The sequence below is a fragment of the uncultured Deefgea sp. genome, from assembly GCF_947072475.1.
Lineage (GTDB): Bacteria > Pseudomonadota > Gammaproteobacteria > Burkholderiales > Chitinibacteraceae > Deefgea.
The window spans coordinates 96,732-119,962 of sequence record NZ_CAMTIA010000003.1; the positions used below are offsets into that span (position 1 = coordinate 96,732).

General features: G+C 44.3%; 21 protein-coding genes and 1 tRNA gene. 10 read left to right on the forward strand and 12 right to left on the reverse strand.

Annotated elements, in window-relative coordinates; all coding sequences use genetic code 11:
• Positions 1–16 precede the first annotated feature (16 nt).
• From Q0V82_RS02275 to Q0V82_RS02320, 10 genes are read right to left on the reverse strand one after another with little or no spacing between them, the layout of a single operon-like run.
• Entirely contained in the window at positions 17–700 is a 684-nt protein-coding gene (locus tag Q0V82_RS02275; protein ID WP_297572281.1) for a glycosyltransferase family 32 protein, read from the reverse strand.
• A gap of 3 nt (positions 701–703) precedes the next feature.
• A complete protein-coding gene (locus tag Q0V82_RS02280) occupies positions 704–2,227 on the reverse strand; it encodes a hypothetical protein (RefSeq protein ID WP_297572282.1) in 1,524 nt (507 codons plus the stop codon).
• On the reverse strand, positions 2,220–2,903 hold the full coding sequence (epsI, locus tag Q0V82_RS02285; RefSeq protein ID WP_297572283.1) for an exosortase-associated protein EpsI, B-type: 684 nt from the start codon (positions 2,901–2,903) through the stop codon (positions 2,220–2,222). The genes Q0V82_RS02280 and epsI overlap by 8 nt, the downstream gene beginning before the upstream one ends.
• Positions 2,893–3,786 carry an exosortase B gene (gene xrtB, locus Q0V82_RS02290; protein ID WP_297572285.1) on the reverse strand — a complete coding sequence of 298 codons (894 nt, stop codon included), beginning with the start codon at positions 3,784–3,786 and terminating at the stop codon, positions 2,893–2,895. Before xrtB ends, epsI begins: the two co-directional genes overlap by 11 nt.
• Positions 3,786–4,652, reverse strand: coding sequence for a chain length determinant protein tyrosine kinase EpsG (gene epsG / locus Q0V82_RS02295; RefSeq protein ID WP_297572286.1), 867 nt, complete (start codon positions 4,650–4,652; stop codon positions 3,786–3,788). The genes xrtB and epsG overlap by 1 nt, the downstream gene beginning before the upstream one ends.
• Entirely contained in the window at positions 4,649–6,022 is a 1,374-nt protein-coding gene (gene epsF, locus Q0V82_RS02300; protein WP_297572288.1) for a chain length determinant protein EpsF, read from the reverse strand. The genes epsG and epsF overlap by 4 nt, the downstream gene beginning before the upstream one ends.
• Positions 6,023–6,051: 29 nt before the next feature.
• The gene (locus tag Q0V82_RS02305) at positions 6,052–6,843 is read right to left on the reverse strand and encodes an SLBB domain-containing protein (RefSeq protein WP_297572289.1); all 792 of its coding nucleotides are present in this window, start codon (positions 6,841–6,843) and stop codon (positions 6,052–6,054) included.
• Entirely contained in the window at positions 6,843–7,736 is an 894-nt protein-coding gene (locus tag Q0V82_RS02310) for an EpsD family peptidyl-prolyl cis-trans isomerase (RefSeq protein ID WP_297572290.1), read from the reverse strand. Before Q0V82_RS02310 ends, Q0V82_RS02305 begins: the two co-directional genes overlap by 1 nt.
• Positions 7,737–7,767: 31 nt before the next feature.
• Positions 7,768–9,240, reverse strand: a complete 1,473-nt coding sequence (locus tag Q0V82_RS02315) for an undecaprenyl-phosphate glucose phosphotransferase (RefSeq protein ID WP_297572291.1) — start codon at positions 9,238–9,240, stop codon at positions 7,768–7,770.
• Positions 9,241–9,268: 28 nt separating this feature from the next.
• The gene (locus tag Q0V82_RS02320) at positions 9,269–10,480 is read right to left on the reverse strand and encodes an outer membrane beta-barrel protein (protein ID WP_297572292.1); all 1,212 of its coding nucleotides are present in this window, start codon (positions 10,478–10,480) and stop codon (positions 9,269–9,271) included.
• Between the two features lie 415 nt (positions 10,481–10,895).
• Here Q0V82_RS02320 and Q0V82_RS02325 point away from each other — a divergent pair, with 415 nt between their 5' ends.
• Positions 10,896–11,276, forward strand: coding sequence for a PEP-CTERM sorting domain-containing protein (locus Q0V82_RS02325; protein WP_297572293.1), 381 nt, complete (start codon positions 10,896–10,898; stop codon positions 11,274–11,276).
• 83 nt (positions 11,277–11,359) lie between these two features.
• On the opposite strand, the gene Q0V82_RS02330 is transcribed toward Q0V82_RS02325, so the two are convergent.
• Positions 11,360–12,592 carry a DUF1615 domain-containing protein gene (locus Q0V82_RS02330; RefSeq protein WP_297572294.1) on the reverse strand — a complete coding sequence of 411 codons (1,233 nt, stop codon included), beginning with the start codon at positions 12,590–12,592 and terminating at the stop codon, positions 11,360–11,362.
• Positions 12,593–12,946: 354 nt separating this feature from the next.
• On the opposite strand from Q0V82_RS02330, the gene rbsK reads away from it, so the two are divergent.
• The 7 genes from rbsK (at position 12,947) to infA (ending at position 19,354) form a co-directional block, all read left to right on the forward strand.
• Positions 12,947–13,855, forward strand: a complete 909-nt coding sequence (rbsK, locus tag Q0V82_RS02335) for a ribokinase (RefSeq protein WP_297572295.1) — start codon at positions 12,947–12,949, stop codon at positions 13,853–13,855.
• On the forward strand, positions 13,852–14,250 hold the full coding sequence (gene rbsD / locus Q0V82_RS02340; protein WP_221022282.1) for a D-ribose pyranase: 399 nt from the start codon (positions 13,852–13,854) through the stop codon (positions 14,248–14,250). The genes rbsK and rbsD overlap by 4 nt, the downstream gene beginning before the upstream one ends.
• A gap of 8 nt (positions 14,251–14,258) precedes the next feature.
• A complete protein-coding gene (locus tag Q0V82_RS02345) occupies positions 14,259–15,734 on the forward strand; it encodes a sugar ABC transporter ATP-binding protein (protein WP_297572297.1) in 1,476 nt (491 codons plus the stop codon).
• Positions 15,731–16,669: an ABC transporter permease gene (locus Q0V82_RS02350; RefSeq protein WP_297572298.1), complete on the forward strand. Its 939-nt coding sequence runs from the start codon at positions 15,731–15,733 to the stop codon at positions 16,667–16,669. Before Q0V82_RS02345 ends, Q0V82_RS02350 begins: the two co-directional genes overlap by 4 nt.
• Positions 16,670–16,819: 150 nt before the next feature.
• The gene (rbsB, locus tag Q0V82_RS02355) at positions 16,820–17,752 is read left to right on the forward strand and encodes a ribose ABC transporter substrate-binding protein RbsB (protein WP_297572299.1); all 933 of its coding nucleotides are present in this window, start codon (positions 16,820–16,822) and stop codon (positions 17,750–17,752) included.
• A 58-nt stretch (positions 17,753–17,810) separates the two neighbouring features.
• Complete coding sequence (locus tag Q0V82_RS02360) at positions 17,811–18,815, forward strand: LacI family DNA-binding transcriptional regulator (protein ID WP_297572300.1); 1,005 nt, start codon at positions 17,811–17,813, stop codon at positions 18,813–18,815.
• 275 nt (positions 18,816–19,090) lie between these two features.
• Positions 19,091–19,354 (forward strand): translation initiation factor IF-1, encoded by a 264-nt coding sequence (gene infA, locus Q0V82_RS02365; RefSeq protein ID WP_027469097.1) that lies wholly within the window; start codon positions 19,091–19,093, stop codon positions 19,352–19,354.
• 206 nt (positions 19,355–19,560) lie between these two features.
• Here infA and Q0V82_RS02370 read toward each other — a convergent pair whose 3' ends face one another.
• Positions 19,561–21,168 carry an ABC-F family ATPase gene (locus tag Q0V82_RS02370; RefSeq protein WP_297572302.1) on the reverse strand — a complete coding sequence of 536 codons (1,608 nt, stop codon included), beginning with the start codon at positions 21,166–21,168 and terminating at the stop codon, positions 19,561–19,563.
• Between the two features lie 281 nt (positions 21,169–21,449).
• Between Q0V82_RS02370 and Q0V82_RS02375 the strand changes: the two genes are divergently transcribed.
• Positions 21,450–22,964, forward strand: coding sequence for a hypothetical protein (locus Q0V82_RS02375; RefSeq protein WP_297572303.1), 1,515 nt, complete (start codon positions 21,450–21,452; stop codon positions 22,962–22,964).
• A gap of 64 nt (positions 22,965–23,028) precedes the next feature.
• A tRNA-Ser gene (locus Q0V82_RS02380) sits at positions 23,029–23,118 on the forward strand.
• Positions 23,119–23,231: the final 113 nt, after the last annotated feature.

The window sequence follows — 23,231 nt, forward strand, 5'->3', positions numbered from 1 at the left end:
TATTGAAACCAAGGGTTTACTTGTCATTGAAAATTTTATTTTTTATGTGGTTGAATCGGAACCATAATCTACTGCGCAGGGTTTTAGTTTCATTATTCCATGAGGCCGCCCAGCGATGAATTCCATACGCATTGGGGAATTCTTCACTTTCTCTATGCGTCTCATTCCAATTATAAGGATAGAAATATTCACGCGGAAATAGAGTTAAATCACCATTAAAGCCATGATTTAAAATTGCATAGGTAAAAAATGCAGGTCCCGTTTCTTTCGTTGGCACAGTCAGACCAACAACTTTTGGCATATTAATAATGCACTGTTCCATTATTTTAGAATTCTTCTCTGCGCCAACTAAACCTATAGAAATAGTACGCCCATCTTCTGAGCAAGAAAAATTCCGAACATCTTTTAGTAGAGGCTCAATAGATTTTCTACACTCAAAATCAGTATCAATATATACGCCACCTAATTCATACAAAATTTCATACCGCAAAATATCTGCCATTTGTGCATAATTTGTACATTGAGCCAACTGATTAGAAAATCTAGTTTTAAATGGCAAATTATCTAAATTCCACAATTGATACGACCAGTCAGGATGTAGCGCCAACCAAGAGTCACGATATTTAGTATACTTTTCGGGTAGATCTGGATTTTCTTTATTGATCCAAATTTGATGAAAAACCTTGGGTATATATTGCACGCATTAACTCCTTTTATATACATTATTACCATACAAAATAGTACCAACAAGAAAGGCCAAAAAAATTTGAATTGAAGGTGAGTCAATCGCATCACGATTGTAAATATAAAGAACTACACTGATAAAAATAAACATTGAGCATACTTTAAGTACAGAACTAAAAATACTTTTTTGATTGCGTTCTGAAAATGAGAAACCTAATCTAGCAATTTGTATATTAAAAATAATCATTGCAGATAGCCCTAGAATTCCCAACTCCCATAGCAAAACTGATACCGTACTGGTTGAAAGCGAAAATGGGTATTTCATTGCTAAAGCACCAGCACCCAACGTTTGACTTTCCCTGGTACTACCAGCGCCGTTTCCGAAGAGTGACGTTAAATCAAGAAGATTTGGATTATAATAAAACCAACGTTCTATCGCACCCAGGCGGGAAACCTCACGAGTAATTGGATTATAAAAACCAATATTCTTTTCAGAAAAAAACATATAATCAATATATCGGTCTAAATTTACATCCGCATAACCAGATTTTGAAGAATACATCGCAGCATATACATACAAAATAAAAAACGAGAGCAACAATATAAGCATCAATACAAGCATGAATCGACCTGGTGATTTCGCTATTTCACGCCAATTTAAAATAAAAAAACCAATCGGCAACAAGAACAAAATAATTTTCACTTCCGCCAATGCAATTGAAACCACAGAAAACACAACCACAATTGAGCTTGCTAACAAGCTAAGTTGTTTTTCTTTATAAAATTCAATCGCTAAAAAAATGGCAAAAAATAAGAACAGCGCTAAAGCACCACTAGAACCTCCAGTTAAGTAATTTCCACCAAAAGTGCCAACAACGACATCCCAACTTGCACCATTACGGCCAACCATATAAAAACGCTGAAATAGCACCAATGGCAATTGAATAACCGCAATGACCAATATCGTTTTAAACACATTAATCAATTTGCTGCTATCTAAGAATCCCAAGGCAACACACAGCGCGACAACCCAAGGCAACATATAATTTTTAACAATTAATGCCATTCCACCGAAATTTGCACCATTGATAATCCATGAGGCAATTGCAACGATAAAAAAGACCAACAAAAAAAATAGCTCTCCCCCCAAACCTGGGGTTTGAACTTTATTTACGTCGTCTTTAAATCCCGACTTAGACCAAGCTTTAAACCAAACCATTCGAATTAGAATTAGAATGCAAAATATATAATTCAGCCAAAATGCCTGAGAAAAACCCAGCCAAAATGAAATTTGTCCCGTAACAAGCACAGGTAAAAATAAGGTTGAAATTAACAGATAACTAATGGGTATATATAATCCAATGATAAAAGCAAAAAAAATTACGACTAGCAATGCAACATACACCGGCCTAAATGTAAGCTGGTAGCCAATAAAGCATGAAATTAATACCGATACAACAAAAAGAGCAAAAATAGGTTTATTCCATCCATCAGGATGAACTAGACTCAGACAATACGCCTTGAATGAATTGTTACTATTCACTAGTCACTCCAAATAGCCTTGCTCTTGACTTTTCTTTTAATGATTTATATAGATCATTAATAAATTCTTCTTGAATTTTATATTCTTGATAACGATCTTCGCCAATTGTAGAAATTCTAACAAGAAGGCCATCGGGTACTTTTCTAGATAATGCATACTTCAACTGAATTAGCTTTGTTGAATTACCAGGCAGGGTTAAATAATTACCAGTGACAGTCCAATATATAATCGGCTCTCTTCGTTCCCCTGCGACTGCATTAATTCTATTTACAGGTAAATCCCTATCATTCAACTTTAAACTAATTGAATCGACCTTTTCCACAATAAAGCCTTGGGCTGGATAACATACCTCAGGTAAATGAACACCCATAGCATCACTTTGATCACTAACATATGCCAAACTAACCATTACCCTCTGATTATTCGCATTCACATATGTTTTGCTTGCAACATCAGAATATATTCTGCTAACAGTATCTTGCAATTCTTGATTCTCAATTACATTAACTTGCTGCTTATCGACATTCCACTCGCCAACCGAGTCAGGCAAGGTATCCGCAAGCAAAGTAGTCCTTTCCGCAGAGATCTTTTTATTTGGCTTCACATAATCAACAATAAAATATGAAGAAACCATCAATACACATAGCACGGCTTGAAGAATGATTTTAACTGTCAATTTTTCCACCCTGCTCTTTCAGAAACAAACCAAGAAATACATCCAAAGTAAACATCCCAATTAATGCAATCGCAAATAAAGCCATGCCAGCAAAATCATGAATGAATCCTTGCCCTGCAGCATCACCAAAATGATATGTGACTAAAATTAAAGTCATTACACGGATAATATTAGCGGCAAAGGCAATGGGAATGATGGCCAAAATTAATAAGGCATTGCGAATCTTGCTGCTATGATTGGTAATGTAAACATACAATGAGCCAACCGCTAATAAGCTGAACATCGAATGCATGCCCGAGCAAGCATCGGCCACCAGTAATTGATATTGCCCAACGGTAATCAATACGCCACTGCGCGCCACTGGGTAGCCGGCGGCATAAAGTAATACTTCGGCAATGTGCGACACCTGCCCTTTTAATACCCCAGTTAATGCATCGACAATTGATCCTGGCAGCGGAATCAAAAACAGCATAAAGATAATAGCAAACCATGCTATTGAGATCGCACGCCAGCCTTTGCTAATCAGTAATAAACCACAAACCAAAGGGATAAAAGCGCCAATTTCAAATATCAATATCGCTTGCGAGCGGCCTAATATATAAAACAACAAGGCGATAATGACAATTGCAAAGCCCATGATTGGATTTGATTTTGCATCAATTGCAGCAATTTGATCTTTTACTTGCCAAAACAACCAGACCACAATCGCCAAAATAATTGGCCCATGGGCTTGATCATCACTTTGCCAAAGGCTTTTTGCTAGACCGATAATGGTTGGCACTGCTAGCGCCAGAAATCCAATCAATATTAGAATATTCTGTTTCAAAAAAACGGCCAAATTAAATTGGCCATTTTTAATTGCAATATTTGTTTGTTTCATCATCACTCTTCCTGCGATAAGACACAACCGAGCAAAGTTGCATTGGCTGATTGCAATTGTGATTTAGCGGCTTCCAGCCCTTTTACGGGTGTTTTATTACGGCTGGCCACCAAGATCGTACCTTTAACACGTGAAGCAACTAATTGCGCATCTGCGGCATCTTTTAATGCGCTAGTGCAATAGATCACTACGTCATAGGCTTGTGCTAATTCAGCAACGATATTACTGAATACGTCTCTTGATAGTAGTTCTTGTGGATTAGGCGCCGTCGTACCAGCCGTTAAGATTGATAAATCCCTAAACTCACTAATGCGCTGTACTGCCTCTATACCACTACGGCCAACTAAGATATCACTCAGGCCTTTGCGGTTTTCTACCGCAAAGAGTTGGTGTTGCACGGCATTGCGTAAATTAGCGTCAACCAACAAAGTGTGTTCACCCAATTGCGAGAATACAATCGCTAAATTGGCGGCCAAGATATCGCAGGTGTTATCGGCGTCGTAGGAGGCTAATGCCACCGATTTATTTCCAGCTTCTACCCAACGTAATAAAATTTGGCTGCGTAAGCTACGTAAAGCTTCAACCCGCGAATCAAATGGTGAATAAGCCGCTACCAACTTTTGATCGACGGCACTTTGCCCTGCAACGAGGTAGGCATATTCAAACTGCTGCGCCAATACATCTTGAATATCATTTTCGGTAACAAATCCCAGCTTGATGGCGGCTTCGCCAAAACGTCCACCAGTTTCTTTCTGTAGTCTTAAAATCTTTTCAGCTTGTTGCGCATTAATTTTGCCATTAACCAACAATTGCTGGCCAATATTGCCATTGATCACTTCATTGGCGATTGGATCAGGGATTGCATTCATGCTGGGGCTCCTACTTTAAAACCAAATCGGCGTTTCTTTTTGGGAGGCAATAAATCCGCTAAGACCGTCAGCCCTAGCATGACTTCAATATCATCTTTAGACCGAATACGTCGATCAGCTAATTCAGCCAACATTGCAAATCCAATCGCCAACAATCCGCCGACAAAAATCGCCAAAATGAAGTTCAGCAGCGTTTTGGGACTGGAATGTTTCATTGGCTCAGGCGCTGATTTGATAATAGAAATATTACTTTGATCGGAGCGGCTCTCTAGCATTGTTTGGCTAAAGCGTTGCAATGCTAGGTCGTAGCTACGCTGGGCACTATCCACGTTGCGTAACAAAACATCGATCGCGGCGCGCTGTGACTTTAAATCCAATATTTTTTCTTTTTGTGCTTGCAATGCGGTATTGAGTGACGCTTGGCGTGATGCCGAATTACCTGCTGCGCTATTGAGGCCACCGGCATATTGCCCCATTAATTCATTGAGTTGATTGCGCGTTGAATTCAGTTCGGCCATTGCTTGTTGATTATGTGGATGATTGGCACCATTTTTTTCCGAAAGTTGATTGTATTTGGCCTCTTGCACCGCCAGCTGCCCTTTCAGTTGTTGAATCAATGGATTATTTAATACATCCGGCGCAACATTGCCGCCACGTGCACGTGATTGTGCGTCATAGGTTTGCGATTGCGCGCCCACTACTTGGCTGGATAATTCATTGAGGCGTTGAGTTTCAACATCCAAACGCTCGTCTGAGCCCACAATGCCATTGGTTTGCTGATATTCAGAAAGTTTATTCTGCGCTTTTTCTAAATTACTTTGTAATGATTTAAGCTGCTCTTGGAAAAACACATTATTTTGCTGCGCAGCGTCTGTTTTAATATCAATCGAGGTACGGATATATGCTTTTGCAAAATTATTCGCTAATGCAGCAGCAAATTTAGGATCAGTCGCGGTGTATTCCAAATTAATGATATTACTTTCCCGGCTTGGTTTTACATCCAAACCTTTGAGCAAAGACTCGGCAAACCAATTGCGAATATCACCCCTACCATTAGTGGCCTCTTGAAATTGCGCTTGCGCCTCCGGCAACTGCGCAAAACCTAAAGTATCCACCACTTTTAATGCCGTATTTTGACTAGAAATCATCTCAACCTGAGTCGCCATATAGCTGGGTGCCATATACCCAGCGATCTGTTGCCCAGTCACTGGATCCGCCGCTTTTACATCTAGTGCTAATGTAGCTTCTGCGGTGTATTGCTTAGGGAGCGATACACTGACAAGCAACGTTGTCAGTATTACGGTAAAGAACACCGAGATTGCGATCCATTTTCTAGCGCGCAGGATATTTAATAATTGTTCAAAAGTCATCGAATTTACTCAGCAGTGATAGGGCGCGATTAAAACCAGCTTTCTTGCACATAAACGGTATCGCCTTCACGAATGAAGTCGGAAAGTTTTGCCGAAAGTTTTTCTATTTGTCCTTCTGCTGTAACACGATGAATTTGCAGGCTGCTATGCGACGCACGTGGATTAAATCCACCAGCGAGCGAGAGCGCTTGCATTAAGGTCATTTTTGGTTCTAAGCGAAAAGCGCCGGGGCGATTCACCTCGCCATATACATAAAATTGCTGTGCTCTCGGTATATACACCGTATCGCTATTCATAATTTGAATGTGGCGTTTTTCAGGATTAGCTAATTGCGTCAGTTTGCTCAGCTCATACTCAATGCGTTGCTCGCCGCGCAAGATCACCACCTTGTCGCCGCCATTCGGACTTATACCGCCCGCGATCGCCAGTAAATCAATGATATTGGTGGCACTATCGAGCGCATAGCGGCCCGGTTTATTCACTTCGCCCAATACCGCCACCCTTTGGCTGCGGTATTGCACGATAAGTACATTAACATTGGGCTTTTTAATGAAATTACCTTCCATTAATTTTTTAGCAATTAATGCCTCAGCTTGCGTGTAATCTAAGCCCTCGAGTTTCACCACACCAATCAAGGGAAAAGCCAAAGACCCTTCATTATTAAGCTGAACCTCGGTGGTTAAATCCGGATGGTCATAGACTTGGATTTTCACCACATCGCCAGAGCCCAAAACATAGTCACCTTTCGGTTGGGCCCAAGCAATGGCAGTCAGCAGACTTAGCAAGCTAAAACACAGCAGCATGCCCAATTTTTTAAACATTATTTCAGTCCTTTTAATCCAGCTTTAAGGCTGTCATCGACTGCCGAGGCTGCGCCAGTAGTTGGCGCCGCCACAGGAGCGGAAGCAAATTTTTGTAAGTACTCAATTTTTGCCGCAGTTCGTAAAGCTTTAAGTTTGGTTTTTGCGTTTTCTTGTGCGTCATTAGTGCCTAAATAACGCTTAATTAATGGCTCAGCCTCAACCGGCGTGACAGGCGCTGCTTGGCTGTCCTTTAATTGCAACAGCATAATTTTGTTACCTTCATTCATCGACAAAATATCGCCTTGCTTCATTGCGACAAATTTAGGTAGCATTTGCATTGGTAATTGCTCTGCTGCGCGGCGGCCTTCGTTGATTTCAAATGGAATATTGGCGGCATCTAAGATGGTTTTAACTTTCATCGGCGTTACAGCACTATCTAGCTGAGCAATGATTTCATCATTGAATTTATCCTTATCAAACAAAAACATTACAAATTCATAGTTTTTTCTATCCGCAAATAAACCTGAATTTTTTGCATAAAAATCATCAATTGCCGCTTTGCTGGGTTCCGCTGGTTTACCCATCACACGCTCTGCGGCGGCTTGCGCTAAAATTTGGCGTTTAGCCGCTTCAATCGCTTGAACAATATTTGGTTCACGGTCGAGCTTTAACTCGGTTGCTTTATTCACCAATAATTCTTGATCAATCAGTTGATCTAATACTTGTTGTTTTTGTTCAGCAGTCGCTTGTGGAATTTTGCCTAATACAAAATTTAGTTGGTGTACGGTAATCTCAGCATCATTCACTTTGGCGAGGACTTGGCTAGGTGATTTCTTTTCTTCTTTATCGTTACATGCCGTGAGTAAAAATAGCGTTGAAAGCGCAAGGACTGCTGTGCTTAATTTTTTCATTATTCATTCCTCAAAGTTTAAAACGTTATTTTCAAAAAGCATTTTTGTCTCGGAACATACTAGTCGCTGTCCGCCAAATAATCTTTAAATCAAGCCAGACAGACCAATTTCTTAAATATTCTAAATCGTATAAAATTCGGCCTTCCATTTTTTCTAAAGTATCGGTTTCTCCCCGAAAACCATTGACTTGCGCCCAGCCAGTAATTCCTGGCTTCACTTTATGGCGAATCATGTAACCTTTAATTAATTTTCTGTATTGCTCGTTATGGGCATTCGCATGTGGCCTTGGACCAACAATACTCATTTTTCCCTGCAATACATTAATAAATTGTGGCAGTTCATCCAGTGATGTTCTACGAATAAATTTACCGATTGGTGTAAGCCGTCTATCGTTTTTTTTAGCTTGAATCACTTGATCGCCATCTTCCATCACCGTCATCGAGCGAAACTTATAGACCAAGACACTCTGACCATCTTCACCATAACGCTTTTGTTTAAAAAAGATAGGTCCTGCAGAGGTTAGTTTGACTGCAATAGCGACGATCAGCAGAACCGGCCAAATCAACAGCAAAATCAGCAACGACAGTACAATATCTGTAATCCTCTTTACTAAGCCGTTAAGCCCTAGAAAAGGACTTTCACAAATAGCGACCACCGGCAAACCAGCGACATTATCAAACCTAGCATTAATCAAATCAAAAACAAACAAATCCGGAATAAAATAAATCGATGCGGTACTATCTTTTAAATAATCAAGTAATTCCATCACCCGAGGCTGCGCCGTCATTGGCAATGTAATATAAATTTGATGCACTGTATTTTTACAAATATATTCTGGAAATACGCTCAAATCGCCAATGATCTCTTCTGAATTAATACCATCTAATCTTGAAGCATCTCTATCCTCAAAAAAACCTAAGAATTCCATTTTAAGAAATGATTGCTGTTGAATATTTTTTGCCAGCATTTGACCCGGCTTATTCGCGCCAATAATCAGTATTTTTTTAACATTATTTTGAACTGGGTGCAGTACAAACAATCTAAATAGCAAATGCGTTAATATCAAAACTAGAGGAGCTACAACGGCCCATGTTAGATAATAAGGTGGATACATATAAGTGCTAAATCCGGACACTTGCCCGATAAAAAACAAACTTAATAATACACAGCCCCATTCAAGCGCAAAACGGCCTAAACCTAATAATTGTCTAGAATAACCAGGAACAAATAAAAATATGCCATCTAGCAAAATTGCCGTAAGCAAAAAAGCTAACACGCCGAATACAAACTCAACGCCATCAACTGCAATTTCAAAAGGTATAGCAAGCGCATACAGCGTAGCCACAACAATAAATGGATCTAAGCACAGCTTAAAAAAACCGATGACTGGCGACGAATTACTAAACTCGCGAAAACGATCACCGAGCAAGCTGGGTGCCTGCAAAGTTTGATCGCCACTCTGAACCGGCTTGAATAGATTTTTTTCAGGAACATCTTGATGCAAAGCAGTTACACCCTATTAATCATATCAATCAGAAATTGTATTTTAACGACACACCAACTTGCTCGTCGTTATAATCAAACTGCTTAATTTTTTCATTTCTTAATTCAAATTGAACATAAGATTGAATCATCATGCTGCGCAACACTTGATAATCGTAGGACACTCGAAAAGTGTCATAAACAGAATCTTGCGTCACAATGCCAATGGATGTTTCTGTTTCTAACTGCCGATAGTTATATCGCGCACCCAGTTTTGATTTATCTGTAACAGCCCAATTCGCAGATAAATAGGCAGTTCGTTCTAAATCACGGCCAATCACATTGCTTCCAAATGATTGGAAATTTTGTCCGGCACCGGTGTTTAAAGTTGTTTTTTCTGTTACAGCCCACATTAAATCTATATTTGCGGTTGGTTTTTTATTTTTAGTGCCATTAAATTGTGATTTCCATTGGCTATAGCCGGCCGTTAAATTGGCACTCAATTTATCGGATACCGGCCAATTCAGCCCCAAACTCGTATTTTGATCTGAATAGCCGCGCAAATTAGCGGGGATAAAAAACAAGGGCTCTGCATAATTGTATTTAGACCAGTTGTGTAGCAAGGTCAGAGCGAATCCTCGATCTGAGATATACCGCAAGCCACCGCCAAATTGTCGATCATTCGCATTTTGATACTTTCTTACATCATGGTTTTCTTCGGTATACGATGTGTTCGCCACTAAAGCCCAATTGCTCAACAGCCGCCAGCTGCCATTCCAATTGGCCCGATTAGTTTTGACGGTATCAACGACGGCGACACGTACGTCGTCAAACGAGGATAGTTGACTGCTCGATGACACGGACAAATTGCCATTCCATTGATTACCCACGACCCAATTCCAGCCTAAGCCCACGTCCCAAGCAGGGCCATTGAGCTCATCAAAAACCAAATAATTCGCCTGTGAAAAATCAGCGGTTGCATAGAAATTTTGCCGACTCACAGGCAGATCAAGCCGCCCCCCAACGCCAACGGTAAAACTTGAGTCACCTTTTTGCTGGTGTTGACGTGTTGAGTTATTTTGTTGCGTGTCCGATAGCCGAAATACGTTTGAGTCATAAACATAAGCAATATTTGTAAATAATTTGACCGTATCCTCAGGGTCAGAAGCAGCTTGTGTATTCCCGATGGCCAGCACACTCAATAGCAACAAATTCTTTTTCAACATTACCGGTTTATTCCAAAAATAGAGCGCCAGATACATTATCAACACAAAGTCTTACGATTTAATTACTTATTTACAAGTCAGCTCCGGACTATACCACTGTCATTGATTACTGTGAATAATATACAAAAACACTTATTTAGTAATTAATCATAGTCTAATATTACTTCAGGCTTATTTCTATATCGCTATAAACTTACCAATAACCCCGTTAAATCTTGAAAATTATCTTAACTTGCATCATGCTATTCACATAAATTAATTTTTGACGCGCATAAATCTTGCTGATTTTGGGCTTAATTTGGTCGTTTTCAGTCGTATTAACCCGCAGCGTTCAGCACCTAAAGTGCTTAGTCCTATTCGCTAACCCATTGACCCAAAATAGATATCGCCAATTCGAGCATTTGCATCGATCAATAAAACGAATATCATCCATACAGAATGCATACAGCCAATGAAATTTAATTTTATAGCCTTACTTTGTCTAGTTTGCTTAAATTCGCATGCATCCATCGTGCAATACAAAGAGGTTATTGACTTACCATCGATATCCGTACTGCCAGGTGAACAGCAAAATGGTTATGCCGCGATTGAGTCGCTATTTACCAACACTACAAGATCAGCACAGGATGCTTTGTCAGGTAGTTTGGTTTCTTTTTTCGACTCGCCCGCTGTTGCAGGCGCGTCCGAGCGAAGTGCGGCACCTGCTGCTTTTTCTGCGCAGAGCGACTCAACCCCAATTCCAGCAGTACCAGAACCTGAAACCTATGCACTGATGGGCATTGGACTGTGTGCTCTATTGGCGGCACGCCGCCAACGTAATTCGCCAACGTAATTCAGCCGACATAAAACGCAGGCGTAAAAAAAGAAGGGATATCCCTTCTTTTTTTACGTTCTAATCACGCTGCTGAGCCGGTATCAGCGCCGTGCCATGCAGGTTTCGTAACGCCATAACACACGCTTTGCAAACCATTCCGTGGTTAGTTTTCGGGTGATTTTTGGGCTTTTTAAATCGATTTGCGGTAATGCCGCCCGAGGGTAGCTCTGGCCGTTTTTTTCTGCGAGTGCATAGGTTTTTTTATACAGCTCGGTTTGACCAAAGCCAGATAATTTTTCTAGTTTTAGATCGCGTAAAATCGCTTCATGACTCATGCCTAATTGCTTAGCAAGGCGATAAAGGGCCGTTTGCGTACTGCTGGTGCCTGTCGGTGCGCCATTGCTATAGCGGAGTAAATCGCCATCTTGCTCTAAGGCTTGACCGGTGAGTTTAGAAACCAGCTGTTGAAATGCGGTATTGCGACTGGCATAGCGTCCGGCATTGTAATCAGCAAAGCGATACACCATATCGGTATAGGGCGCTGGGTATTGCAGCAAAATGGCTAGACCGAAATACGTCCCCCCACGACGGGTAAACACTTCATTACGTACACTACCTTTCATTGCATACGGATAAGGCCATGCCTTGACGTGGCCTTGCGCAAATTCAACACTTACTTGCATTGGGCCACCGGTACGAATCGGGTTTTTCATATTCAGTGGCAAATTGAGGTTTTGTGCTTCATCGGCCAAATCCTCAAATAAAGCATTCATTTCACGTTCGGTACGCAGCGTATCAATGCGTGCTTTATAGCTCTGTCCCGTAGGTGATTTTTTTAGCAAGGCAGTTTGTACTGCTATCAACGGAATATGGTATTTCGCCGCCCGATCGCCAATCGCACTCCAGACAATTTTTGGCAATCCCGGTACCGTTGGATCGCCCTGCCAGCTTGATTCTTGCTCAATCGTTGCTGCGGCCGCGCAAAAATAAGCGGCTGTATACGGCAATTTTAACGCCGTAAAAGCATCCAAAATATCAGCCGACCACCCTGCTCGCTCAGGCATTTTGGCCGGCAGTAGTTGATTTAACAATGCGCGGGCTTCTTGCACATTTAATGGTTTTGCGGTTGCAACCGGCGCTGGAATTAATGTCGGCTCGATCACGACGACGGGGATCGGTGTTGCCGTGGGGGTCGGCGTTGGCAAGATGCTTGGTGTGGTGAGCGCAGTCGGCGTTGCGGTCGGCATAGGCAGCACCGTTTGCGGCGATGAAGGTGTCGCACAGGCTACCAAGGTCATGCTGATGGCTAATGCCCCCAGACTACGTAAATTCATGTTCTAACTCATTTTATTTGCTGAATCGCGCAGCTTAAAAAATCTGTCTCACAACAGCAAGCAAAAATACAAATGGTTACCCGAATTTAAGCGTCCATCCCTCGGAAGGGCTTAAAAATGCTGGCTTTTAGCTGCATTGATTTCACCGCCTTCATCGCTAAAACTCCACTTGATTTTTATTTTTTCTATTCCTTTTTTGGCTATCTACAGGCTTACCGCACTAGGGATGTAGTGTATTTATTTTCACTACATTAATTTGATATAAATCAATTTTGCAGTGCTGATTACGGTTTAGCATACCAAATCGATGAGAAATTCATCACCTAATCCGATTAGCATCGTTGCGGAGGCATCATGAGTCAGGTTTTGGTTGTTGGTAGTATCAATATGGATTTAGTCGTTCATGTCGCGCAGTTTCCCCGCCTAGGCGAAACGCTGTTTGGACAATCTTTTGCCACCTATCACGGTGGTAAAGGCGCCAATCAAGCGGTTGCCGCAGCGCGATTGGGGGCTCAAGTGACAATGATTGGCCGCGTCGGTGACGATGCTTTTGGTCAAGAACTCATCACCGCACTCGCCGATGAAGGCATCAATACTGAATGGCTTAGTCAAAGCAAAAACCAAGCCACCGGCATTGCCGCCATCACCCTTGCCGGTAGCGACAACGCCATTATTGTCGTGCCAGGGGCCAATGCCGATCTAAGTCCTGCCGACTTACTCGCTGCTGAAACAGCATTTATCCATGCCGATGTCGTGCTGGCCCAACTTGAATCACCGATGGCCACTATCGAGATGGCGGCACAGCTCGCCGCACGTCACAACAAACCTTTTATTCTCAATCCAGCACCTGCAATGCCTTTATCCAAAGCCTTGCTAGAGCAAGTGAGCTTACTCACGCCCAATGAATACGAGCTTGCTGCAGCATTAGGTCTTCCCGAGGCCGATTGGCAAGCCAGCCTAGCAGCTCATCCGGGTAAAGTTTTAATGACCGCCGGCCAAGACGGCGCTTATTACACCAATGCACATGGCGAACTACAGCAGCAAGCCAGCTTTAAAGTAACGGCAGTCGATACCACAGGCGCAGGAGATACATTCAATGGCGCATTGGCCGCGTTCTGGCATTTGGGCTTAGCCGAGGCTAGTAAAATGGCGTGTGCAGCAGGCGCTTTATCGGTCACTCAAGCTGGCGCCCAAGGCGGCATGCCCACTTTGGCGCAATTGCAGGCTTTTTTAGCCGCCAATGATGCTAAGGAATCGGTATGAAAAAACATGGACACCTCAACCGAGATATCAGTCGGGTGCTGGCCAGCATGGGCCATACCGATTGCATCGTGATTGCCGATTGTGGCTTACCCATTCCACCACATGTTGAATGTATCGATTTATCGATTGAACTGGGCAACCCGGCTTATTTCACCGTCTTGGATAGCATTTTGGCCGACTTTCAAGTCGAACGGGCGGTACTTGCCAGTGAATGCCAAAGTCTCAACCCTGCAGTCGCCAGCCAAGCTGAAACCATGCGCCAACAAGGCGTCAAGATTGACTTTGTAGCGCATGAACAATTCAAACAGTTAAGCCACCATGCACGCGCCATTATTCGTACCGGTGAAGCCAGCCCTTACGCCAATATTGTGCTGTATTCCGGTGTTATTTTTTAGGGGGCGGCATGTTGATAAAAATGAGTGGCATCAGCAAGGCCTTTGGCCCAGTCAAAGTGCTGGAGAACGTTGAGTTTTCGCTCGAACGCGGTCAAGTCCATGCCTTAATGGGTGAGAACGGCGCTGGCAAATCAACACTGATGAAAATCTTATGCGGCGTGCACCAAGCCGATCAAGGTCAAATCGCAGTGGATGGTAAAACGGTCAAAATCCACAGCACCAATGACACAGAGCAGTACGGCATTGCGATTATTCACCAAGAACTCAATCTCATTCCGCAATTATCGGTGATGGAGAATATGTTTTTAGGCCGCGAGCCGCAACGCTTTGGTGTGATCAATAGCATCAAAATGCGCGAGCAATGCTTGGAATATCTGCAATTACTCGGCATTGAAAATCTCGACCCTGATATTGAAGCTGGGCAATTATCGATCGGTCAGCAGCAAATGGTCGAAATCGCTAAAGCCCTATCGCTCAATGCACAAACACTGATTATGGATGAGCCGACTGCGGCCCTTTCTGAGCGCGAAACTGAAAAACTGTTTGCGATTATTGCCGATTTGAAATCGCGCGGTGTGGGCATCGTTTACGTCTCACATCGAATGGAAGAAATCTTTAAAGTCTGCGACAAAATTTCAGTACTACGCGACGGGCAGTTTGTTGGCGAACGCGAAATTGTGAAAACCAATTTTGATGAAATTGTTCGCATGATGGTCGGTCGTGAGATCGGTGATCGATTTCCCGTGCGCAACGCCCAACTGGGTGAAATTCGACTTAAAGTCAGTGATTTAGCCGACGCTAGCATTAGCGGTATTAATTTTGAAGTGCGGGCCGGCGAAGTGCTCGGTATTGCAGGCCTGATGGGTGCTGGGCGCAGTGAGATTCTGAAAACAATTTTTGGTATTAACCGAAAATTAGCCGGTCGCATCGAGCTTGATGGTCAAGCGCTCAATTGTAATCAGCCCAGTGACGCCATCGCCGCCGGTATTGGCTTTGTCACCGAAGATCGAAAGAACCAAGGTCTCGTGCTGGGCATGTCGGTGCGTGAAAATGCCACCTTAGCCAATTTATCGGCCCATGCCAGCTACGGCGTTATCCACCATGCGCGGCAAATGCAAGTGGTACAGCGAGAAATCGACCGTATGCATATTCGCACTCGTGACGCCGAGCTTGAAGTGCAATCGCTCTCAGGTGGCAATCAACAAAAAGTCGTGTTTGCCAAATGGTTGGGGATTGCGCCAAAAGTGTTACTGCTGGACGAACCCACTCGCGGTGTCGACGTGGGTGGTAAAGCCGAGATTTATCAAATTATTAATGAATTAGCCCAATCAGGTGTTGCGATTGTCATGGTCTCGTCTGAGCTACCCGAAGTCTTGGCCTTAAGTGATCGAATTTTAGTGATGCACCAAGGTCGTCAGGCTGGCATTTTTAGCCAAGCATCCGCCGAAACCATTATGACTGCCGCAACCGGAGGTTTGAAATGAACGTACAACAAAAAGCCACGCTCCAAAAATTAGGTCCTTTTTTGGCGCTCTTGGTCTTAGCCACAGGCTTGGCCATAACGAGTCCCGACTTTCTAACTGTTGGTAACTTATTGAATGTATTTCGCCAAGTTTCGATCAATGCTTTGATCGCCTTTGGCATGACGCTGGTCATTTTACTCGGTGGGATTGATCTATCGGTCGGCTCGATCCTAGCGCTGTCTTCGGTCCTTACCGCGCTAATGCTTAGTCATGGGATAGACCCCGTAGTTGCGACCAGCGTAGGGGTTTTGGCGGGTGCCGGTATGGGGATGCTCAATGGGCTAGTGATTAGCAAAGGCAAGGTTGCGCCGTTTATTGCCACTCTTGGCATGATGACTATTTTGCGTGGGCGCTCTTTGGGGTTGTCTGATGGCCGCCCGATTTCGGGTTTACACAGCGACTTTTTTGCCATGCTCGGCGGAGGCTATGTTGCCGGCTTGATTCCGGTGCCGGTGATTATCATGCTGGTGATGTTTGCGGTGTTTTGGTTTGTCCTTAAAAAGACTGTATTTGGTCGCCACGTCTATGCCGTGGGTGGCAATGAAGAAGCGGCGCGTCTTTCTGGGATCAATACCGATCGCATCAAAATCTGGGTTTACACCCTATCAGGTGCAATGGCGGCAACAGCCGGGATGATTTTGACCTCTCGACTCAGCTCAGCGCAGCCAACAGCAGGTACTGGCTATGAATTAGATGCAATTGCGGCGGTGGTCTTGGGCGGCACCAGTCTCACTGGTGGTCGTGGTTGGATCTTCGGCACTTTAGTCGGCGCCCTATTAATCGGCATTTTGAATAACGGTTTGAACTTGCTTGGCGTTTCATCGTTTTACCAGCAGGTCATCAAAGGCGTGGTGATTTTGCTCGCCGTCTTACTGGATCGCGCTAATAAAAAATAATCGACTTAAAACAAAGCAGTAGCGAGACCGATTACCTTGCATATGAATGTAATCGGTCACTACAAATAACAGCAGTATTGCCCTACATCGAATAACAAGCAGTGCATAAGAAGCAATACCCCGTAGTTTTTCTTTTGATTGGAGTCAAACATGAAACGCATTCTTTCCCCGCTTTTAGTTGGTTTATTGGCTGCAGGTTTAATGGCTTGTTCTAAACAAGGCCCAGATACACAAGCGGCCAGTGAACCTGCTGCGGCCGCTTCAGGTGCGGTCACCATCGGCCTGGCAATCTCAACCCAAAACAATCCATTTTTTGTTGCGCTACGCGATGGGGCAGATACCGAAGCTAAAGCCCAAGGCGTCACTTTAATTACGGTGGATGCACAAGACGATTCGGCAAAACAAATCTCGAATATCGAAGATTTGATTCAGAAAAAAGTCCAAATCATTATGATTAACCCAACCGATTCGGATGCGGTGGCCGGTGTCGTTAAAGAAGCGATGAATGCCGGCATTAAAGTGATTTCTCTGGATCGTAATGTCAACGGTGCCGACGTTAGCGCGCATATTGCATCCGACAATAAAGCGGGCGGTAAAATGGCTGCCGAGTACATCCTGGAAAAAATCGGCAATAAAGGCAATCTGGTTGAGCTTGAAGGCATTCCGGGTTCTTCAGCGGCACGCGAGCGCGGTCAAGGCTTCCATTCAGTCGTAGATGGCCATGCCGATGTCAAACTTGTTGCCAAACAAACTGCAGATTTTGACCGTGCTAAGGGTTTATCGGTCATGGAAAACATCTTGCAAGGCAATAAAAATGTCACCGCCGTTTTTGCTCACAACGATGAAATGGCCTTAGGTGCATTTAAAGCGATTGAAGCGGCAGGCTTAAAAAATGTGGTCGTCGTTGGTTTTGACGCCACCCCAGATGCCGTAAAAGCCGTCAAAGCCGGGCAATTAAGTGCAACTGTGCAACAAAAACCCGAACTTATCGGTAAAATGGGCGTAGATACAGCAATCAAATTAAGTAAAGGCGAAGCTGTTGAAAAATCGATTCCAGTGCCACTGGCATTAGTGACTCAATAAAGCTTCACCGCAACAAGATCAGCCGATACCCAGGTGTCGGCTTTTTTATGGGATGAGTATGAGCGCTTTTCAACGCCTGACGATGGCGGATATTGCCCAACTGGCCGGGGTTTCAAAAACAACGGCCAGTATGGTACTCAATGGCCAAGCGGAACAATACCGCATCGCTGCCAGTACCGTGGCACGAGTGCGGCAAGTCGCCGCTGAGCATCATTTTCAACCATCGGCTTCGGCACGCTTATTGCGCTCACGCCGCAGTGGCACTTTGGGTTTAGTGGTGCCAGAGCTCACCAATTTTGCCCATGCCCTGCTCGCTCAAGCCCTCGAGCCCTTATGTCGTGATGCGGGATTTCAACTGTTTGTGGTCAGCAGTAACGATCAAGCTGATATGGAAACCAAAGCGGTTGAGCAATTATTAGCGCGCCAAGTGGATGGACTGATGCTGGTGCCGTGTACCAATAATGCCAAGCTTTACGCCAAATGGGCCAAGCGCTTGCCGCTGGTGTTGGTCGACCGCCGCGTGATCGATAGCAACTTACCTTTTGTAGTGAGCAATGCCGAAGAACAAGTATTTACTTTAATCGAGCATACGCTCGCGCAAGGCGTGACTGAGATCGCCTATTTTGGTGGACAAATGCTGCTATCACCCAGTATTGACCGGCTCGCCGGCTACCAACGCGCTTGGCAAACCAGGCAATTAGCACTCAATCCGGCGCTTATTTGGCAGCGTGATTATCAAAATCAAAGTGGTTACGCCATGATGAGCGAGTGTTACACCCTTTTAGGGCGCTATCCTGAAGCGATTTTTACCGCCTCGATTTCATTGCTCGAAGGCGTTTTAGCCTTTATGAATGAACACAATCACTTTAACAATGCGCCGCAACATTTACTGAGCTTTGATGATCACCGTTTGCTAGACTGCATGCCACTACCCATCAATACCGTAGTGCAAGATAGCGCCCAGCTGGCCGCCCAAAGCTTACAACGCATACAGGCCTTACTCGCCGGTGAAACCGTGGAATCAAGTTGGGTTGCCGCCCATATCAACTGGCGGCAAAAGTAGAGTTGGCTGTTGCGGTAGGCAAAATACCTGTATAGTGTAGGGCTGTTCGTGAACCGCCCTTCTGTAGATTGGCCGTAACACGCAGGCAAATAAGTTGCTAACGCCTTATTTGTTACAAATTAGCCTATGTCCGGCATCTGATCGTTCGCAAGTTCGGCTATTCCCGCATAGATCACACTCCCGCATTGCGGGAGACTGCCGAGGGCGACCTTTGATAGGTATTGCAGCGGCAGGCTCCGTATTCAATTGCTTATGTGCAAGAACTGGAAAAGTAAATGTCAAAAGAAGACGTTGTAGAAATGGAAGGTGTAGTGGCCGAGGTTTACCCGGACACTCGCTTTCGTGTCACCCTGACAAATGGTATCGAAATCACGGCCTATGCCTCAGGCAAAATCCGTAAAAACCACATCCGCATTATCGCGGGTGACCGTGTAACGGTTGAAATGTCGCCTTATGATTTAACCAAAGGCCGCGTGAGCTTCCGCCATAAAGATGATCGCCCTGCTCCTGCGCGCAATAACCAATTCCGCCGTCGTTAATTAATCGGCTAGGTATATTGCTCCAGCACTTATCAAGCAAGTGCTGCAGGCTGATACGTCAATAAAAAAAACGAACCTATGGGTTCGTTTTTTTTATGCCTGCGATGTAGATCTTTATAATGGCCGCACCGAGACAATATAATTAATTCAGCACAAAAAAAGCCCGACTACTCCAAAGAGAATCGGGCTTGATCTAGCTACAACACTTAAGTCGCTAAGCCACGGCTAACTAAGTATTCTTCATAGCCACCCAAGAAGTGATGGAAAGTACCATCCCCATTGAGTTCCAAAATTTGCGTGGCGAGTGACGACACAAATACGCGGTCATGCGAAACGAAAATCAAGGTGCCTTTATACAAATCCAAAGCCATATTCAGCGATTCGATCGACTCCATATCCATATGGTTGGTCGGCTCGTCCATCAGCAACACATTCGGCGTTTGCAAAATCAACTTACCGTATAACATACGGCCTTTTTCACCACCGGACAGTACTTTCACCGATTTTTTCACATCATCGCCGCTAAATAACAAACGACCAAGAATGCCGCGAATCACTTGTTCTTCAGTACCCAATGGGCTCCATTGGCGCATCCAATCAAACAGCGTTTGATCTTCTTCGAAGTCTTCTTCATGATCCTGTGCAAAATAGCCAAAATCAGCTTTTTCTGCCCATTTCACCGTACCTGCATCCGGTTTCAGTGCGCCAACCAGCATTTTCATTAGCGTTGATTTACCCACGCCGTTACCACCAATAATCGCTAAACGATTACCGGCTTCAAAAATGAAGTTCAGGCTTTGAATCAGCGGTTTGTCGAATGATTTCGACAAATTAGTCAATTCAAACGCTTGACGATGCAGCTTTTGCTTGTCGTCAACATCAAAACGAATATACGGATTTTGACGGCTGGATGGCTTCACTTCCACCATGCCATCTTTAATCTTATCGGCCAATTTCAAACGACTGGTTGCTTGGCGACTTTTTGATTTATTGGCCGCAAAACGTTGTGCAAACGCTTGCAACTCAGCAACGCGCTCTTTGGCTTTGCTGTTGTCGGTCAGCGTACGTTCACGCGCTTGGGTAGACGCCAACATGTAATCGTCGTACGTACCCGGATAAATACGGATTTCACCATAATCAACGTCAGCAATATGCGTACACACTTGGTTCAAGAAGTGACGATCATGGGAAATAATAATCATCGTTGAATCGCGCTGATTGAGCGTGTCTTCCAACCATTGAATGGTGTGAATATCCAAGTTATTGGTCGGCTCATCGAGCAGCAACACATCGGGATTGGAGAACAACGCCTGCGCTAGCAATACGCGCAATTTCCACCCGGGCGCAACATCGGACATCGGGCCGTTGTGCAATTCAATCGGAATCCCGGCGCCCATCAACAAAGCGCCAGCGCGCGCTTCAGCGGTGTAGCCGTCATACTCAGCCACTTTGCCTTCCAATTCCGCCGCGTGCATGTAATCGTCTTCGGTGGCTTCAAGATTGGCATAAATCGCATCACGCTCGTGAATCGCCGCCCATAATTCGCCATGGCCTTGCATCACCACGTCGATGACACGCAAGTCTTCAAAAGCGAATTGATCTTGCTTCAATTTACCTAAACGGATACCCGGATCCAGTGCCACATTACCTGCGGTCGGCTCTAAGTCGCCACCGAGGATTTTCATAAAGGTCGATTTACCGCAGCCATTGGCGCCAATCAGACCATAGCGATTACCATCGCCAAACTTAACAGATACCTTTTCAAACAGTGGCTTAGCGCCAAACTGCATGGTGATGCCATTCGAACTAATCATTGTCTTTTACGCTTTCTCGCCAACATAACTATGCCAGCAAGGTGTAAGATGTGTGGGTAGCGCTTCGGCAAAATAACGGCCAAAGGCGCAAAAGTACTCTATTTTAGCACAATGCATAAAGACTACGATCACCGTCGAATCAGGCCAATCCAAAGGTGCGGCTTTTTCATGGTTGATTCACCGCGTGATTAGCAATACCGATACTTCATGACGTTTTAATGTCTCTATTGTCTTTACTGACACAAAAATCAAAAACACCCGAATTAGCCAGGAAGCTCATCATGTTCGATTTCAAAAGTCTCATTAACGCCTTACTCGGAAAAAACAAAAACGAAGGTGTTTACGACCTAAAGTCTGCCACAGTCATGATGAATGAATTGCCAGAAAGTGATATTTTGCAAGCCCAAATTGAAATCATCAAAGCGCTACAACAAATCAATGGCAATCCTCGCACCAATATCAAAGAACGCTTTAAAACCATTCCATATTTAGATGAAAAAGCCCGCACGCTACAAAATCATTTAGTCGCCATTTACCAAGGAAAACTCCTTGACGACGATGCTAGCCCTAGTCAGGTATTACCCAGTTTGCTGGCATTTTGGAACGAAATGGGTGACGGTTATCGCCTCTGTATTAAACAAGCCAGCGCCAGCATTCCACGCGGCCTAGACAAAGATTTACCGCTATTTACTTTACGCGGCTTAATGTATTTTACCGAGCAAGCGCGCTGGTCTTATCTGCGTTATCTCGAATTAGATAGTCGAACTTGGCGTAATTTGAATCGTCTGTATTTATTTGCCGAGCAAAAAGGCTTTGCCACTCAGCCTTTACAGCCTTACCCCAACGCAGAGATCACCGATATTCGCCGTGAATTTATGCAGCTATTAATGCTATCTCTGGCCATGCCCGAAAAACTGCAATCGGCACAAATTGAATTAGTTACTCAGTGGCTTAAGCGCTGGGCCAATCGCGTTGATCTTGAAAATCAAATCAAACCCAATCGGCAACTCTTTGCCATCAATATTGCTGGCTCAACCCCGCCCAAACGACTGCGTCGTGACATGGTCGGTGAGAATTGGCGTTATTGGTTTACTGAGTCGCTCACCTTGCACATCAAAGACACCATTGAAAAACTACAACAAGGCACAGACCCGCTTGATTTAGGCTTACCGGCCGAATCAGCACAAATCGCCAATTTAGATTTGATGCAACACTTAATCAATCTATGGTCGCGAGACACCCCCACCCCTGTACGCAAAGCCGAGCGCCATACCAGCCAAAAATCAATTCAAGTCACCCGAGGCCTTGACGACGTCATCGTGCGCTTAAATGGCGGCGCAAGCCAGGCCGATACCGCAAGCTGGACTTTAGACAATGAAAGTAGCACCGGCGTTGGCATCAATTATCAAACGAGTCGAGATGATCAACTCGAAGTGGGTGAAATTGTCGGACTTGACGGCATTAGCCAAAATGCAGTCTCAATCGGCATCGTTAGGCGCATCTCCAAAAAACGCGACGGCCAGGTTAACGCAGGAATTGAAACACTATCGCAAACGCCCATTGTGGTTGAACTAACACCGCTACTGGGCAATCGCAGCTTTTTAGGGATTTACTCGCCAGAAAATGCCGCCATTCATCAGGCGCGTTTTTTAGTGATCCCCCAAGCATTCTTTGCCGATAACCGAGAATTTCGCTTAGCCGCGCAAGGCAAAAGCTATCGCATTCGCCTCACGCCGGTGATTGAGCATACCGCCAGTGCTTCCTTGGCTAATTTTGCTGTTTTAGAAAAATTATAAAAATATTCAAAAAAAGAGAGACAAACAGCGAAATGCTTGCTATGATGCGCACCTATTCAAGTACGGAAGCGTGGCTGAGTGGTTTAAGGCAGCGGTCTTGAAAACCGTCGTGGATGTGAGTCCACCCAGAGTTCGAATCTCTGCGCTTCCGCCAATTGAATACATAATTAAGCTCTGACGCTGTCGGGGCTTTTTTATTCAGATACAAAATAAAGTACGGAAGCGTGGCTGAGTGGTTTAAGGCAGCGGTCTTGAAAACCGTCGTGG

Coding starts and splice junctions, on each gene's coding strand:
- xrtB (WP_297572285.1), bottom strand. CDS start 3,786: ATGATGAAACAAACAAATATTGCAATTAAAAATGGCCAATTTAATTTG.
- epsG (WP_297572286.1), bottom strand. CDS start 4,652: ATGAATGCAATCCCTGATCCAATCGCCAATGAAGTGATCAATGGCAAT.
- epsF (WP_297572288.1), bottom strand. CDS start 6,022: ATGACTTTTGAACAATTATTAAATATCCTGCGCGCTAGAAAATGGATC.
- Q0V82_RS02305 (WP_297572289.1), bottom strand. CDS start 6,843: ATGTTTAAAAAATTGGGCATGCTGCTGTGTTTTAGCTTGCTAAGTCTG.
- Q0V82_RS02310 (WP_297572290.1), bottom strand. CDS start 7,736: ATGAAAAAATTAAGCACAGCAGTCCTTGCGCTTTCAACGCTATTTTTA.
- Q0V82_RS02320 (WP_297572292.1), bottom strand. CDS start 10,480: ATGTATCTGGCGCTCTATTTTTGGAATAAACCGGTAATGTTGAAAAAG.
- Q0V82_RS02325 (WP_297572293.1), top strand. CDS start 10,896: ATGAAATTTAATTTTATAGCCTTACTTTGTCTAGTTTGCTTAAATTCG.
- Q0V82_RS02330 (WP_297572294.1), bottom strand. CDS start 12,592: ATGAATTTACGTAGTCTGGGGGCATTAGCCATCAGCATGACCTTGGTA.
- rbsK (WP_297572295.1), top strand. CDS start 12,947: ATGAGTCAGGTTTTGGTTGTTGGTAGTATCAATATGGATTTAGTCGTT.
- rbsD (WP_221022282.1), top strand. CDS start 13,852: ATGAAAAAACATGGACACCTCAACCGAGATATCAGTCGGGTGCTGGCC.
- Q0V82_RS02345 (WP_297572297.1), top strand. CDS start 14,259: ATGTTGATAAAAATGAGTGGCATCAGCAAGGCCTTTGGCCCAGTCAAA.
- Q0V82_RS02350 (WP_297572298.1), top strand. CDS start 15,731: ATGAACGTACAACAAAAAGCCACGCTCCAAAAATTAGGTCCTTTTTTG.
- rbsB (WP_297572299.1), top strand. CDS start 16,820: ATGAAACGCATTCTTTCCCCGCTTTTAGTTGGTTTATTGGCTGCAGGT.
- Q0V82_RS02360 (WP_297572300.1), top strand. CDS start 17,811: ATGAGCGCTTTTCAACGCCTGACGATGGCGGATATTGCCCAACTGGCC.
- infA (WP_027469097.1), top strand. CDS start 19,091: ATGTCAAAAGAAGACGTTGTAGAAATGGAAGGTGTAGTGGCCGAGGTT.
- Q0V82_RS02370 (WP_297572302.1), bottom strand. CDS start 21,168: ATGATTAGTTCGAATGGCATCACCATGCAGTTTGGCGCTAAGCCACTG.
- Q0V82_RS02375 (WP_297572303.1), top strand. CDS start 21,450: ATGTTCGATTTCAAAAGTCTCATTAACGCCTTACTCGGAAAAAACAAA.